The organism is Streptomyces sp. NRRL WC-3742 (assembly GCF_000720635.1).
Taxonomy (GTDB): domain Bacteria; phylum Actinomycetota; class Actinomycetes; order Streptomycetales; family Streptomycetaceae; genus Kitasatospora.
In genome coordinates, this window is record NZ_JOCF01000003.1 from 106,420 (window position 1) to 120,837 (window position 14,418).

Here is a 14,418-nt window from a genome sequence, read left to right on the forward strand (position 1 = left end):
CCCCCTCGCCATCATCGACCGTATGGCAGCAACTGACGCACCGACAGGAGCACCGGCCGACGTCCTGCTCGGCACCGGGGTCCGTCTGCCCTTCCGGCCGCAGCCGGCCGGTGGCGGCCCGGGTGGCGGGACCGGCGGGCCCGGCGGGGGGCTGGCCTGGGCGGGCGGGATGGCGCTGGTCCGGCAGTCGATCGAGACGGTCCTGGACACCGAGCCCGGCGAGCGCGTGATGCGCCCGGACTTCGGCTGCGGGCTGCGGCAGTACCTGATGGCGCCGAACACGGCCGCGACCCGCTCCGCGCTGCGGGAGGAGATCGCCGGCGCGCTGGCCCGCTGGGAGCCGAGGATCAGGGTGACCGAGGTGTCGGTCACCCCCGGGGAGGAGCCGACCATGGTGTGGATCGACATCGCCTACGTCCGGCTGGTGGACCTGCGGCCCGACAACCTCGTCTATCCGTTCTACCTGCGATGACGGGCAGGGGGTGAACCGGCTGTGGCCCTGATCGGTCCGATCCTCGACGACCGCACCTTCGCTCAGCTCCGCGACGAGCTGATCAAGCGCATCCCGGTCTACAACCCCACGTGGACCGACCACAACGCCTCCGACCCCGGCGTGGCGCTGCTGGAGCTGTTCGCGTACCTCGGCGAGTCGCTGCTCTTCCGCTTCAACCAGATCCCGGACGCGACCAAGGTCGCCTTCCTCCGGCTGCTCGGCGTCCGCCCGCGCCCCGCCCAACTCGCCCACGCCCTCCTGGTGTTGGAGACCGACCTGGCAGCCGGAGTGCAGGTGCTGCGCGGCACCGAGGCCCGCGCCGGGGCGCTGCCCTTCGAGACCGAGGGCGAGGTCGTCGCCTGGCCGCTGGAGACGGCGGCCCTCGGCAAGACCGCCGCGCCGCGTGCCGAACCCCGCACCGCCGAGGCCCGCCGCCGGCAGGACGCCGTGGCCGCGCTGCCCCTCGGCCAGCGCAGCCGCGTCCACGCGGGCGTCGAACCCGACTTCTACGTCACCACCGCCGTCCCCACCGACCCGCTCGACCCCGCGCAGCCCCCGCTGGACGTCAGCAGCACCCTCGACCAGTGCCTCTGGATCGCCCTGCTCGCCAAGAACACCACCGACGTCGCCGCCCTGCGCAACCGGGCGATCTTCCTCGGCGTCGTCCAGGACGCCGAACTCCCCAGGCCCTACGACCTGGAGGCGCGCGACCCCGACCCCACCCGGCTGCGCGCCGACGACCTCACCACCGACCCGCCCGCCTTCCTCTGGGAACTCTGGAACGGCCCCGACCGGGCCGGCCACGCCGACACCGCGTTCACCAACCTCACCGTCCTCGCCGACACCACCCGCGGCCTGAGCGCCACCGGCGTCGTCACCCTCCAACTGCCCGACGCCTTCCCCACCCACCCCAAGGCGCCCACCAGCACCGGCGACCTGCTCAGCCCGCCCCCGCTCGACGACGAGAAGACCGCCGCCCGGGTCATCGGCTGGCTGCGGGTGCGCCGCCCCGCCACCGAGAACGACGCCATCCACCGCATCCGCTGGGTCGGCGTCAACGCCGTCGGCGCCGTCCAGGCCCGTACGGCCCTGCCCGAACTGCTCGGCACCGGCACCGCCGAGGCCGACCAGACGTACCGGCTCACCCAACACCCCGTCGTGCCCGGCACCCTGCGCCTGGAGGTCGAGGAACCCGGCGGCTGGCAGCCCTGGACGGAGGTCGAGACCTTCGCCGACACCGGACCGCTCGACCGGCACTACACCCTCGACGACGCCGCCGGGCTCGTCCACTTCCCCACCCGCGGCAAGGTCCCGCAGATCGGCGAGCGCATCCGGGCCCTGACCTACCGCTACGGCGGCGGCGCCGCGGGCAACGTCCCCGCCGGGGCCGTCACCAGCCTCACCGGCGTCACCGGGGCCAAGGTACGGAACGTCCTGCCCGCCGCCGGGGGCGCCGACCAGGCGTCCCTCGCCGACGCCCTCGACAGCCTGCCCGCCGAACTGCACCGCCGCGACCGGGCCGTCACCGCCGACGACTTCCGCGCCCTCGCCCTCGAAGTCCCCGGCGTACGGCGGGCCGAGACCCTGCCCCTGTTCCACCCCGACACGCTCAGCAGGCACGCCGCCGGGGTGGTCAGCGTCCTGGTCTTCCCCACCGAGGACCTGCGCGACCCCGGCGCCCCGCTGCCCGACCTCGCCCTGCTGCGCCGCGTCGCCGGCTATCTCGACCCGCGCCGGCTGCTCACCACCGAGCTCTACGTCATCCCGCCGACCTACCTGGACATCGCCGTCTCCGCGGGCGTCCACGTCCGCGACGGCTACCAGGTGGACGCCGTCCGCCGCTGGGTCGAGCTGATCCTGCGCCAGTACCTCGCGCCCGTGCCCCCGTACGGCCCCGACGGCACCGGCTGGCCCCTCGGCCGGGCCGTACGGCGCGCCGAACTGGAGGCCGTCGCCGTACAGGTGGACGGCGTCGAGTACCTCGACGGCGAACTCCGCCTCGCCACCCGGCCCGGCCCCGGGAGCCCCTGGACGGACGCGGCGCTCGTCGACCTCAAGGCGTGGCAGGTGCCCCGGCTCGCCCAGATCACCGTCGTCACCGGCCCCCCGCTGCCACCCGGCGCCGCCTACGGCCCCACCCCGCTGCCCGGCGGCGACCCGGTCCTCGTCCCGCTGCCCCCGGAGGTGTGCTGATGGACGGCGACCGGGAGATCAGCACCCTCACCGACCCCGACCAGTGGGCCCGCTGCGCCCACGACGGGACGGCGCTGATGGACGGGGGAGGGGTGAGCCTGGCCTGGGAGGCCGCGGCCGTCCCGCCTGCCGGTGTCGGCGAACCGGCCGGGCTGGCCTTCGACCGGTGGGGGCGCGCCTACCGCTCGTACCCCGGGGCGGGGCGGGTCGACGTGCTCGACCCCGATTCGGCGGCCCCTCCCACCGGGTACCCCGGCGCGCTGCTCGTACCCCGGGGCCTCGCCGTGGACAGTGCGCAGCGGCTCTACATCGCCGAGTCCTGCGGCGGCGCCGTCCACGTGGTCGACCTGTGGGCCGAACGGCTGCTGCGCCGCATACCGGTGCGCGGGCGGCCGCTGGACGTGGCGGCGCTCTGCGACGGCGCCGTCGTCCTGCTGGCGGGCCCGGCGGGCCCGGCGCCTGATGCGGCACTGGTGCTGCTGCGCGGACGGCGCGGCCCCGCGCGCGGTCCGGCGCTCGGCGGGGCGCTGCACGCGGCGGGCTGGACGCCCACCCGGGTCGCCGTCCGGGCCGGGCAGCCGTACCTGCTCTGGGTCGCGCCGGGCGGCGGACGGGCCGTGGTCGCCCGGCCCGACGGCACCGACCCGCTCGAGGTCGGCCCGGCGAGCGACCTCGCCTTTGGCGCGGACGGGCTGCTGACCGTCGCGGGCCACCCCGGGCAGCCGTTCCGGCGCTACCGGCAGGACGGGGACGGCTGGTCCGAGATCGAACCGGTCCGGGCCCCCGGCTACGACGGCGGGGCCGTCACCGCCGCTCCTGACGGTCGGACGGCCTTCACCACCGCCCAGGGCCTCGGCTGGACGGCCGGCCCGGCGGCGCGCTACGTCCACGGCGGCCGGGTGATCGGCTACCGGCTCGACTCCGGCGCCTACCGCACCCGCTGGGGCCGGATCTTCCTCGACGCCTGCATCCCCCCGGGCACCGACCTGCGGGTCGGCTTCCTCACCAGCGACGAGGACTCCGTCCCCGACCCGGTGCCGTGGACCCCGGCCGTCCAGGGGCGGCGCGCCGTCCGCCACACGGAGCTGACGCCGCCGCTGCCGTCCGCGCTGCGGCTCGCCCAACTGGGGCCCGGGAGCAGGCTGTTCCGTCGCCCGACCGGACGGGAGTGGCCCTGGGCGCAGATCGCCCCCGACGACGCCTTCGAGACGTACGAGGCTCCCGTGGACGCGCCGCCCGGCCGCTACCTGTGGGTCGTCCTCGACCTCGGCGGCACCGCCCGGCTCACCCCGCGCGTCCGCTCCCTGCGCGTCGAACGCCCCGGCCACCGGCTCCTCGCCCACCTGCCCCGCGCCTTCAGCCGCGACGAGCAGGACGCCGACTTCCTCCAGCGCTACCTCGCCCCCGCCGAGGGCATGCTCCACGACCTCGACGGCCGCGCCGCCCTGCGCGCCGTCCTCCTCGACCCGACCGCCACCCCGCAGGAGGCCCTCGGCTGGCTGGCGGGCCTCCTCGGCCTCGCCCTCGACCGCCGCTGGCCCCTCGACGCCCGCCGCGCCCTCGTCGCCCAGGCGTACGACCTGTACCGGATCCGGGGCACCCTGGCCTGCCTGGAACGCATCCTGCGGATCTACCTGCCGGTCCCGGTCGCCGTCGTCGAGAACTGGCGCATGCGCGGCCTCGGCGGCGCCGTCCTCGGCACCACGCCCGGCGGCCCCCCGGCCCCGGCCGTCGGCGGAGCGGCCCGGGCGACCGCCACCCTCGGCCGCTTCGCGGTCGGCGGGCTCCGGCCCGGGCAGGACGGGTACACGGCGACGGCCCACCGGTTCACCGTGCTCATCGCCGCCCCGGTGGAGGGCGAACGGCTGGAGGTCGTGCGCAGCATCGTCGAACAGCACAAGCCCGCGCACACGTTGGCGGAGATCTGCCCCCTCGGCGTCGGCATGCGGATCGGCCGCAGCCTGCACGTCGACCTGACCTCGGTGGTGGGCCCGGGCGCGGGGTGGGGCCCGGCGGTGGTCGGGCACGTGAGGGTGGGCGAGGACGGCGTGGTCGGCGTCCCGACGGCGGCGGCGAGGGTGGGGGAGTCGGCCGTCATGGGGGCGGTGAGGGTCGGATGAGGGGTGGGGCGGTGGCTGTACGGCCCGGTGCGGCCGTGGGCGTCGGTGCGAGTGGGCTCGGTGCTCGGGCGGTGGTTGTGCGGTCCGTCGGCGGCGGCGCGGCCGGGGCCGAGGCTCGGGCGGGGAGGCGCGGATGAGCGGGCCTGCGGTGGTGATCGGGCGGTTCTCGGCGACGCTGCACGACGACGGCTCGGTCGAGGCCGGGCGGGACGCGCTCGGGGAGCCGCTGCGGCGTGTCGTCGACGGGGGCCTGGAGCGGGCGTTGCGGGACGTGCGGTTGCCGCCCGGGCACTGGTGCGTGAGGCGGCTGCGGCTGTCGGTGCCGCTCGACCCCGCCCGGTCCGGTCCGGCCCTCGGGCAGGACTGGGCGGCGGCGGTGGCCGCCGCGATCGAGCGGACCGTACGCGAGGGGCGCGGCGAGGTCGTCCACTACCGGAATGACGTCGAGTTGCTCGCCGAGGTGGTGGCCGGGGTGGCCGCCGGGCGGCTCGGGCGGCTGTGGGCCTGGCAGCAGGCGGGCGTGGTGCGGACGGGCGATCCGGCGCCGACGGTCGAGCCGCGTGCGGCGGTACTCGCCGTGCTCGGCCGGGCGCCGCAGCATGTGGCGGCCGCTGTCCTGCGGGCGGCGGTGGAGGGCGGATTGCCCTCCCTGGAGCGGTTGTTCGGCGAAGAGGGCTGGCAGGCGGTGGCGGCGCTCGCGGCCGTGGCTTCCTGGTGCGGTCCCGGGCCGGTCGGATCGGGCCCGGGGGCTGCCGCCCCGGCGGCCGCACCCGTTGGCGGGCTCGCGCGGACGCTGCTGGCCGGATCGGTCCTGGTCCGGCTGGCGCGCTCGGCCCGGTTGCGGCCGGGGCCCGGCACCCTGGCGGCCTGGGCGGTGCTGGCGGCGGCCGAGGCCGACCCCGGTTCGCTCCACCGGCGCCCGCACCCCGGGCTCCCGCAGGCACTCGCGGCGGAGCTGGGGGCGGTGCTCGGCCTGGAGGCCCGGCCGTCGGCGGTGGCCCCGACGGCGGCGGAGCCCGTGACGTTCGAGGAAGCGGAGAGCCCGGAGGCGGAGACGGCCAGGCGTCCCCCCGGCGAGGCGGCCACCGTGGAGCCTCAGGAAGGCTCCGACGCCGATCCCTTGGCGGAACTCCCGCTCGATGAAGGGGACTTCGAGGAGGAACCTCAGGCGGTACCGGCGGACGACCGCACCGGCATCGGGACCGCCTGGGCCGGGCTGCTCTTCCTCCTGGCGACCGCCCCCGAAGCCGGTCTCCCGCAGCGAGCCCTGGACGACCCGGCGCTGGGTGCCCGCCCCCTGCGGTGGGTGCTGTACCGGATCGGCCGCGAGCTGCTCCCCGAGGCGCCCCCGGCGGACCCGGCGCTGCTCGCACTCGCGGGCCTCGGCGCCGACCGGGCCGACACCCTCCTCGCCGCCGGGCCGCCCACACACGCCGAGCGTGCCCGCGTACGCGAGCTGGCCGACCGCTGGGCCGAGGTCACCGCCGAACGCCTCGCCCCGGCGGGCGATCCGGCGGATCACCGCGCCGCCGTCCGGCAACTGGCCCGGCGCACCGGCGAGGTGTGCGCCGAGCCGGGGTGGATCGAGGTCCGGCTGCCCGTGGCCGAGACCGACCTGACGGCCCGCCGGGCCGGGCTGGACCTGGACCCGGGGTGGGTGCCCTGGCTCGGCGCGGTCGTGAGGTACGTCTATGAGTGAGCCGACAGCGACAAGCGTGCGCGGTGCGGGGCCGGGTGCCCCGGCTCGGCGCACCTGCGAGGTGCGCCCGTGCATGAGCTGAACGCAACCAGCCACGCCCGCCCCGGAGTTGCCGAAGCCGTCAGCCGCGGCCTCTCCGCCCGCGCCGCCGTGGTCGCACTACGACTCGCCCGGCTGCTCGAGTCCACCTGCGACCGGGAGACCGCCGAGGACCTCGTCGGCTTCCTCCGCAGTTGGGCCGAGGCCGCGGCCGAGGAGGCGCAGCCGTACGCCGCCGATGCCGAGCCCGTGCACCGCCTCGCCTCCCGCCTGAGCCTGACCGGGCCCGAGCTCGACCTGCTCCTCCTCGCCGGCCTCCCGGAGGAGCACGAGGGCCTGGCGAGGATCTTCCGCACCATGCACCCGCGCGGCGACTCCCATCCGAGCGTCGGCCTGGCGGCCCTGCTGCTCGGCGAGGGCCCGCACCGCGAGGCGACCGCGGGCCCGGCCGTCGACCGGGTGGCGCTGCGCGCACTGCTGCACGAGGGCGTGGCCGTCCGCAGCGGCGCCCTCGCGGTCACCGGCGAGGGGACGTTCCACGACCGCAGTCTCCGCCTGGCCGACCAGCTGTGGGAGGCCCTGCACGGCTGCGCGGCCTGGCCGGGCGCGCTGACGGAGGTGGAGGCCGGGCCGCCGGTCGCGGGTCTGGAGAGCTGGCTGGCCCGCCCGGCCGCCCGGCGCGCCGTCGCCGCTCTGCGTTCCACCGCGCCGCGCACGGTGATCGTCACCGCGCACGACGAGACGGTCGCGCTCAGCCGCTGCGCCGCCCTGGCGCGCGCCGCCGGGCTGCGGCCGGTCGCGGGCCGCACCCGCCCCGAGTACCCCTCCGGCCTGGGCCTGCTCGGCCTGCACGCGGCGGCCCGTGGCGGGGTGCCCGTCCTGGTGGCGCCGCGGCCGGAGGAGGGGGCCGGGCCGACGCTGCTGGACCTGCGCCGGGTGGTGGGCCCGATCCTGGTGTGCGCCGAGCCGGGTGCCGTCCGGCCGGGCCCGGAACGGGCGGTGCTGACCGTCCCCGTCGGGCCGATCGACACCGAGGACCGCCGGGCCGCCTGGCGGGCCGCCCTGCCCGACGCGGCCGGGCGGGCCCCGGAGCTGGCCGCCCGTCACCCGCTGGACCCGGCACTGACGGCGCAGGTGGCGCTGGACGTGCACAGCAGCGCCGAGCTGGCGCCGGACGGCGAGCCGACGGACGTCTCCGCCGCGATCCGGACCAGGGCCGGCGCCGTCCTGCCGCCCGGAGTGGACCTGCTGAGCCCGAGCGCGCCCTGGGGGCGGCTGGTGCTCGCGGAGGAGTCGGACCGCCAACTACGCGACGCCGTCTCCCGGTTGGCGTACCAGTCGCTGGTCCTGGACGACTGGCGGCTGCGCGAGAGCGCCCGCGCCGACCGGGGGGTGCGGCTGCTGTTCAGCGGCGCCCCCGGCACCGGCAAGTCGCTCGCCGCCGAGGTGCTGGCGACGGCCGCGGGCACGGACCTGCTGGTGGTGGACGTCTCGCGGGTGGTCTCGAAGTGGATCGGGGAGACGGAGAAGAACCTCTCCGCCGCCTTCGACGCCGCGGAGCGGATGCAGGCGGTGCTGTTCCTGGACGAGGCGGACGCGCTGTTCGGGACGAGGACGGAGATCTCGGAGGCCAACGACCGGTTCGCCAACCTGGAGACGGCCTACCTCCTCCAGCGGCTGGACCGCTTCGACGGCCTCGCCGTGCTGGCCACCAACCTGCGGCAGAACATCGACGCCGCGTTCGTCCGCCGGATGGACTTCGTGGTCACCTTCGACCTCCCGGGCGAGCCGGACCGGCACCGGCTCTGGCGGCTGCACCTGCCGGCCGCCGTACGGGACGAGGACGTCGACCTCGCGGCGCTCGCCCACCGCTACCCCGTGCCCGGCGGCTGGATCCGCAACGCCGCGATCGCCGCCGCCTTCCGCGCGGCGGAGGCCGGCGGGCGGGTCGGCCAGCGGCAGCTGATCGACGCGATGCGGCGGGAGTACGCCAAGGCGAACCGGCCGTTCCCGGCGGAGTCGGCCGCCCCACCCGGGGCGGTCGCGGACGAGCGGGCGCTGCGGGCGCTCGGCGCGGCCACCACCGGGTCCACCAGGGAGGAGAGGTCATGACGGCGCTCGGCAGCAGCAGCGCACCGTGCGGCTGCGGCGGTACCACGACGACAGCGGGGACCGGGACGTCCGGCCCGTGCGGCCCCTGCGGCTCCGGAGGCGGGTCCGGAGGCGGTTCGGGAGGTGGCCCCGGAGGCGGCGCGGCGAGCAGCCCCGGCGCCGCCGACCCCTGCCAGCAGGGCGACCTGCCGGTCACCCCGTACCAGTCCCTGCGGGTGGCCTTCGGCATGCTGCTCGGCGAGGACGACTTCCGCGTGCTGATGGGCAACCCGCGCGGCAAGCAGATGCTGCACGCCGCCTGGCTGCACGGCTCCGGCGTGCTCTGGGGGTACGGGGTCAGGCTGGACGCCGACGGGGACCGGCTGCACGTCTCGCCGGGCCTCGCGGTGGACGGCTGGGGGCGCGAACTCGCGCTGGAGGCCGAGGGCTGCCCGTCGCTGGTCGCCTGGGCGACCCGCTGGGCCACCGACCACCCGGCGCCGGCCCGTGCACAACCGGACCCCTGCGCGGCGGAGAGCCGCAGTGTGACGGCCTGGCTGGTGGCCGAGTTCGGCACCTGCGCGAGCCGCCCGGTCCCGGCCCTGGCCGACCCGTGCGACGTCACCCGCCGCCACGACGACTACTCCCGGGTCGTCGAGACCGTCCGGCTGGCGATCCGGCTGGACGAGCCGCCCCGGCGCCGCCCGTACCACCGGGTCCGGGTGCTGTTCGGGCTGGACGGGGTCGCCGGTCCGCAGGACGCGGCGGGCCGTCAGGGGGCCGAGGCCGCCGACCGTGTCCGGTCCGCTCCGCCCGGCCTGCGGGCGCAGCAACTCCTCTCCGAGTTCCGCCAGTTGGCGGCCTGCGACGCGATCGAGGACGCGCCCGAGCACGAGGAGGGCGACTCCTGCCCGCAGCTCTTCCCGGTGGCGGAGGACCACGCGCCGGTGGTGCTCGCCAAGCTCACCTTCGACGTGGTCACCCGGCCCGGCGAGGTGGGCGTCGCCAACGTCGGGATCCGGCAGGACGCGCGAACGGCGCTGCTGCCCACCGGGGCGATCCAGGAACTGCTCTGCGGGCTGGCCCCCGCCCTGCTCGGCGAGACCCTGCGCGAGGACGCCGGGGGGCCGCGCCTCGATCCGGCCTCGCTGCGCTGGTCCCGGGGCGACACCTGCCTGAGCTTCTGCTTCGACAGGCCCGTGGACCGCGCCTCGCTGGCCCAGGCCCTCAGCGTCACCTCGCTCTCCGCGCACGGCGCGGGCTGGTCCGCGAGCACGGTGGCCGGGGTCCGGCTGACCGACGGCGACACCCGGGCCGTCGTCGACCTCGACCAGCCGCCCGCCGACCCGCTGGTCCGCGTCCTGATCCGGGGCACCGGCCCGCAGCCCTGCTACGGGACGGACCCGCGGGTGCCGTTCGCCGGACTGAGGGACGGCCCGGCGGCCGGTGCGGACGACGGCCACGACGCCGTGGTCACCGCCCAGTTGAACCACACCGCCGAGGCCGGGAGGGCCGAGTCATGACCATCGCCGACAGCGGAGCCCCGGCCGACACCGTCACCGCCGCCACCACCCAGACCGGCACCCCCGACGGGAACTCCGACGGCACGCCGGGGACGGCGGGCGGCGGCATCGACCGGCTGCACCCCTTCGACGGACTGTTCCTGCGCGCGGAGCACCTGGACCAGATCCAGGACTACGCCCGGGAGTTCGGCGCGGCGGTCGGCCGCTCCGGCGGCCCCGGCGTGGTCGAGGGCTTCCAGGTGTTCATCGAGCGCGGCGAGTTGCAGGTCGGCGCCGGGCTGGCGATCGACTCGGCGGGCAGGCCCCTGCGCTCCGGGCGGCAGGTCTCGCTGCCGCTGAAGACCCTCAAGCCGGAGAACGACACCTTCTGGTGGGTCGTGGTGTCCCGGGCGAACTGGAACTACGGCGACACCGCCGTCCAGGGCCTGCTGTGCGAGGACCCGTGCGCCGGAGGCACGACCAACAAGCAGTTCACCGCCGAGGGCGTCCGCATCGACCTGGTGCCGGACACCCTCCCCGGCCTCGGCGCGGCGAAGGACTCCGCCCGCCGGAACCTGCTGGCCTCCTGGCTGTTCGGGCAGGAGCAGAAGTCCGACACGCCGTGGCTCGCCACCCCGGCCGCGCTGCCCGCCGACTGGGAGCCACCGGTCGTCTACGGGCGGCCGCCCGTTCGGCTCGCGGTGCTGATCCCGATCGGGAACAACCCCGCACAGTGGGTCGTCGACGCCTGGTCCGCCCGCCGGGAGGTCGGCGCGCCGCCGCCGGAGCGGTGGTGGCAGGGGCGGCTGGGCATGCGGCCGTGGAACGTCTTCGTCGCCCAGATCCTGCAGTTCCAGGCCCAGTTGGCCGAGTGGCGGGGCGATCCGGCGGGCGCGGCGGTGGCGAGCGCGGCGGCCGAGGAGGAACTGGCGCACACCCGCGCGGAGTTGATGGAGATCGTCGAGAAGGCCGCGAACACCCGCTCCCAGGTCGCCCTGGCGATGAAGGCGAAGGTCGAGGAGGCCATCGAGAACGTCGGCCGCCGGATCGCCGACGCGCAGGCCGCCCAGGCGCTGCCCCAACCCCCGCTCGCCGAACGGGGGTTCGGCGACCTGCCGCCCGCCGGGTACCTGCCGGTGCAGGTCTCCTCCGGAGGATCCGCCGCCGCCGCGAGCGGGCTGCACCAGGAGGTGGTCAGGCTCCTCGGCCAACAGCTGAACCTGCGCTTCTGCCACGGCACCCCGGCCGACATCGCGGCGGCCGTCCAGCAGGCGCAGCACCGCGGCCGCATCACGCTCCAGAGCGCCGCCGACGTGGACATCCTGGTACCCGTAGCGGACTTCGCAGGCTCCGGGGACCTCGCGGCGACGGACGGCTGGACGGGCGGGTGGGTCGCGTTCGTACGGCAGAACCAGCTCTCGTGCTCGAGCGGCCGGTAGAGGTGAGACCGGTGGACGAGGAGCAACCGCCCTACGGCGGGGTGTGCGTGGTGCGGGTGGAGCCGCAGGCGTCGGGGCGCTTCCTGATCACGGTGACGGCCAGCACCGACCTGCGGCGGGCGTCCGCCGAGTCGCGCGGCCGGGCGACCGACGCGGGGGCGGTGCTGACGATGGTGGCGGACTTCCTCCGGGGCTGCCGGGTCGCAAGTGGACAGAGCTGAGGAGGAGTACGGAGGGAACAGGGCGGGCAAGCACCATTCGATTGCGCACCGTGACGAAGCGGTGACGACATCGCCCATAGCATCGGGGGGCCGGGCTTCGAGCGGGAGGACCGTCATGCTTGCTCCGTCTCTGGAATCGCCGAACCTGACCCCGACTCAGGACGACGCGCCGACCCTGCACCTCTTCGGCACTCCGCGAGTGGTGCATGCGGGCCGCCGCCTGGAGGTTCCCGAAGGCAGCAAGCGACTGCTCGCCTTCGTCGCCCTCAACGGCGGCTGGGTCGAACGCCGCCACGCCGCCGGAACCCTCTGGCCGCTGGGCGACGACCTCCGCGCCGCGGGCAACCTGCGCTCGGCGCTCTGGCGGCTCAAAGCGGCCGGAATCGACGTTCTCGATTCCGACAAGTGTTCACTCTCGGTGCGCGAGCACACCGTCGTCGACCTGAACGTGCTCTGCGACTGGGCCGGCCGCCTGATCGCCGGCACCGCCACCTCCGAGGACCTCCACACCTTCCGCTGGCGCGCCGACGCTCTCGACCTGCTGCCCGGCTGGTACGACGACTGGGTGCTCATCGAGCGCGAACGCATCCGCCAGCGCCTGCTCCACGGCCTGGAGGCGCTCAGCCGCCACCTCGTCGTGGCCGGCCGCTGCGCCGAGGCCGTGGAGTCCGCGATGGTCGCCGTCGGCGTCGAACCGCTGCGGGAGAGCGCCCAACGCGTCCTGATCGAGGCCCACTTGGCGGAGGGCAACCTCGTCGAGGCGCTGCGCACCTACGACACCTACCACGGCCTCACCCGCCGCGAACTCGGCGTCGAACCCGGCCGCGACCTCTCCATGCTCCTGCGCGCCCACTGCGACGCCGTCCGCCTCCCGCGCCTCCCCTCGCAGGCCCGGGAGAACTGACGTCCGTCGACGCGGCAGGTGGGTGGGTGGTGTCGGTGCGCGGCGCCCTCCGGCCGGTCACATCGCGGGTGCCGCGGTCCCGTGCAGGCGGCCGCCTGCGAGGTGGAGCCGGCGGGTGACTCCGATGAGCAGTTGGGCGGCGAGGCCGAGGGAGCGGGCCGGCCGGGGTCTTTCCGGTGAGCGGGCGTCAGATCGGGCGCCAGAGGTGGTCCGGGGTCCCGTTGTCGGAGAGGCGCTGCGGCAGTGCCGCCGCCAGGTCCCCGTCGAACGCGACTGAACCCGCCGCCCCGGCCGGCGCGTTTGACCTAACAAGCGTGCGCACGCGAAGGAGTGAACGGTCCGATCAGGAAGGTGAATTGATGTCACACCAGGTACGGCGGCGACTGGCCGCGCTGCTCAGCGGGGCCTCGCTCGTGCTCTCCGCGCCCCTGCTGGCGGTTCCGGCTTCCGCCGCGTCGGCCGGTCCGGCCGGTCCGGTGGACGGCGCCACCGCCGAGGCGTTCTACGAGGCCCAGAGCCGGATCGCCGCGGCGGCGGACGAGGTGAACCGGCAGGCTCACCTGGACCCGGCCACGGGGTACAGCAACATCACCGTGTCGGTGAAGGACCAGGGGTACACCCTCTACTGGAAGGGTGAACTCCCCAAGAACGTCCGCGATCTGGTGGCGGCCCAGCGCGCCCGGGGCGTGGCCGTCTCGGTCGTTCCCTCGCGCTTCACCGCGGAGGAGCTGAAGGAACGGGCGCATGCGATCATCACCTCGGACGTCCGCGTCAACGGCGCGGAGATCATCAGTGCGGGACCGAGCGAGGACGGCAACTCGCTGAAGATCGGCATCGACTCCGCCCAGCTCGCGGCGAGGGGCGAGAACCGGGAGGCCCTCGGGGACGCGGCCGCCATCCCGGACAGCCTCACCCGCGGCATCCCCGTCGCCCTCGCACCGGAGGAAGCCGCCCATGACACGGGCCTGAGGGAGGCGGACAACTCCCCCTGGTTCGGCGGAGCCCTCATCAAGACCGTGAAGGACGGCAAGGCCGGGCTCTGCACCTCCTCCTTCGGCGCCAAGTGGCCCAAGGAGTACAACCCCGCGAAAATCGACCAGTACTACCTGATCACCGCCGCGCACTGCGTGTCGGCGCACACCACGGTCAGGAGCGGCAACGGTGTGGTGATCGGCGAGGTGAAGGACCAGATCGCGCTCTACGACAGTGCGTTCATCCTGGTCGACAAGGCATCGCCGTGGTTCTACACCGGCGGACCGGTCAGGTCGGCCAGCCAGTACCCGTCGAAGTTCACCGGCCCCGGATTCCTCTACAACGGCATGGACTACTGCGTGAGCGGCGCGCTCACGGGCGAGGTCTGCGGCGGAAGGGCCGTCGCCACGGGCCAGGAGAAGAAGATCGACGGAAACACTCGAGTGGTCGCCGAGCTCGACCAGCTCGCCGGCAACAACATGGCAGGAAAGGGCGACAGCGGCGGCCCCGTCTACTCGTACGGCACGCAGGGCACCAAGTTCGCCGTGGGCATCCTGTCCGCGACCATCAAGGGCCAGAACTGCAAGAACCCGCTCGGCGGAAACCGCTCGGAATGCTCGCCCAACCTCTACGTGACGGACATCGCGTCAACCATGCGCCTGTACAACGGCCTGCAGGTCGGAGGCTTCGCGTAGCGGGCCTTCACCGCAGCCGTGGGGTGGACGTGACGTCGTTGCGTCCACCC

The 14,418-nt window shown here is 75.6% G+C and carries 10 protein-coding genes; all 10 read left to right on the forward strand.

Features of this window, described 5'->3' with window-relative positions:
* Positions 1 to 22 precede the first annotated feature (22 nt).
* The 10 genes from IH61_RS0102905 (at position 23) to IH61_RS0102950 (ending at position 14,368) form a co-directional block, all read left to right on the forward strand.
* Positions 23 to 472 (forward strand): GPW/gp25 family protein, encoded by a 450-nt coding sequence (locus IH61_RS0102905; protein ID WP_078910778.1) that lies wholly within the window; start codon positions 23 to 25, stop codon positions 470 to 472.
* 21 nt (positions 473 to 493) lie between these two features.
* Complete coding sequence (locus IH61_RS0102910; protein ID WP_031064385.1) at positions 494 to 2,686, forward strand: putative baseplate assembly protein; 2,193 nt, start codon at positions 494 to 496, stop codon at positions 2,684 to 2,686.
* Entirely contained in the window at positions 2,686 to 4,806 is a 2,121-nt protein-coding gene (locus IH61_RS0102915) for a phage tail protein (RefSeq protein WP_031064388.1), read from the forward strand. Before IH61_RS0102910 ends, IH61_RS0102915 begins: the two co-directional genes overlap by 1 nt.
* Positions 4,807 to 4,939: 133 nt before the next feature.
* The gene (locus IH61_RS0102920) at positions 4,940 to 6,505 is read left to right on the forward strand and encodes a hypothetical protein (RefSeq protein WP_158844568.1); all 1,566 of its coding nucleotides are present in this window, start codon (positions 4,940 to 4,942) and stop codon (positions 6,503 to 6,505) included.
* Positions 6,506 to 6,574: 69 nt separating this feature from the next.
* Positions 6,575 to 8,656 (forward strand): ATP-binding protein, encoded by a 2,082-nt coding sequence (locus IH61_RS42415; protein WP_031064392.1) that lies wholly within the window; start codon positions 6,575 to 6,577, stop codon positions 8,654 to 8,656.
* Positions 8,653 to 10,158, forward strand: a complete 1,506-nt coding sequence (locus IH61_RS0102930) for a hypothetical protein (protein ID WP_031064395.1) — start codon at positions 8,653 to 8,655, stop codon at positions 10,156 to 10,158. Before IH61_RS42415 ends, IH61_RS0102930 begins: the two co-directional genes overlap by 4 nt.
* On the forward strand, positions 10,155 to 11,576 hold the full coding sequence (locus tag IH61_RS0102935; protein ID WP_031064398.1) for a hypothetical protein: 1,422 nt from the start codon (positions 10,155 to 10,157) through the stop codon (positions 11,574 to 11,576). The genes IH61_RS0102930 and IH61_RS0102935 overlap by 4 nt, the downstream gene beginning before the upstream one ends.
* Before the next feature lie 11 nt (positions 11,577 to 11,587).
* Positions 11,588 to 11,797: a hypothetical protein gene (locus tag IH61_RS0102940; RefSeq protein WP_031064403.1), complete on the forward strand. Its 210-nt coding sequence runs from the start codon at positions 11,588 to 11,590 to the stop codon at positions 11,795 to 11,797.
* Positions 11,798 to 11,912: 115 nt separating this feature from the next.
* Entirely contained in the window at positions 11,913 to 12,701 is a 789-nt protein-coding gene (locus tag IH61_RS0102945) for an AfsR/SARP family transcriptional regulator (protein ID WP_078910779.1), read from the forward strand.
* A gap of 359 nt (positions 12,702 to 13,060) precedes the next feature.
* Positions 13,061 to 14,368, forward strand: a complete 1,308-nt coding sequence (locus tag IH61_RS0102950) for a hypothetical protein (protein ID WP_031064409.1) — start codon at positions 13,061 to 13,063, stop codon at positions 14,366 to 14,368.
* Positions 14,369 to 14,418: the final 50 nt, after the last annotated feature.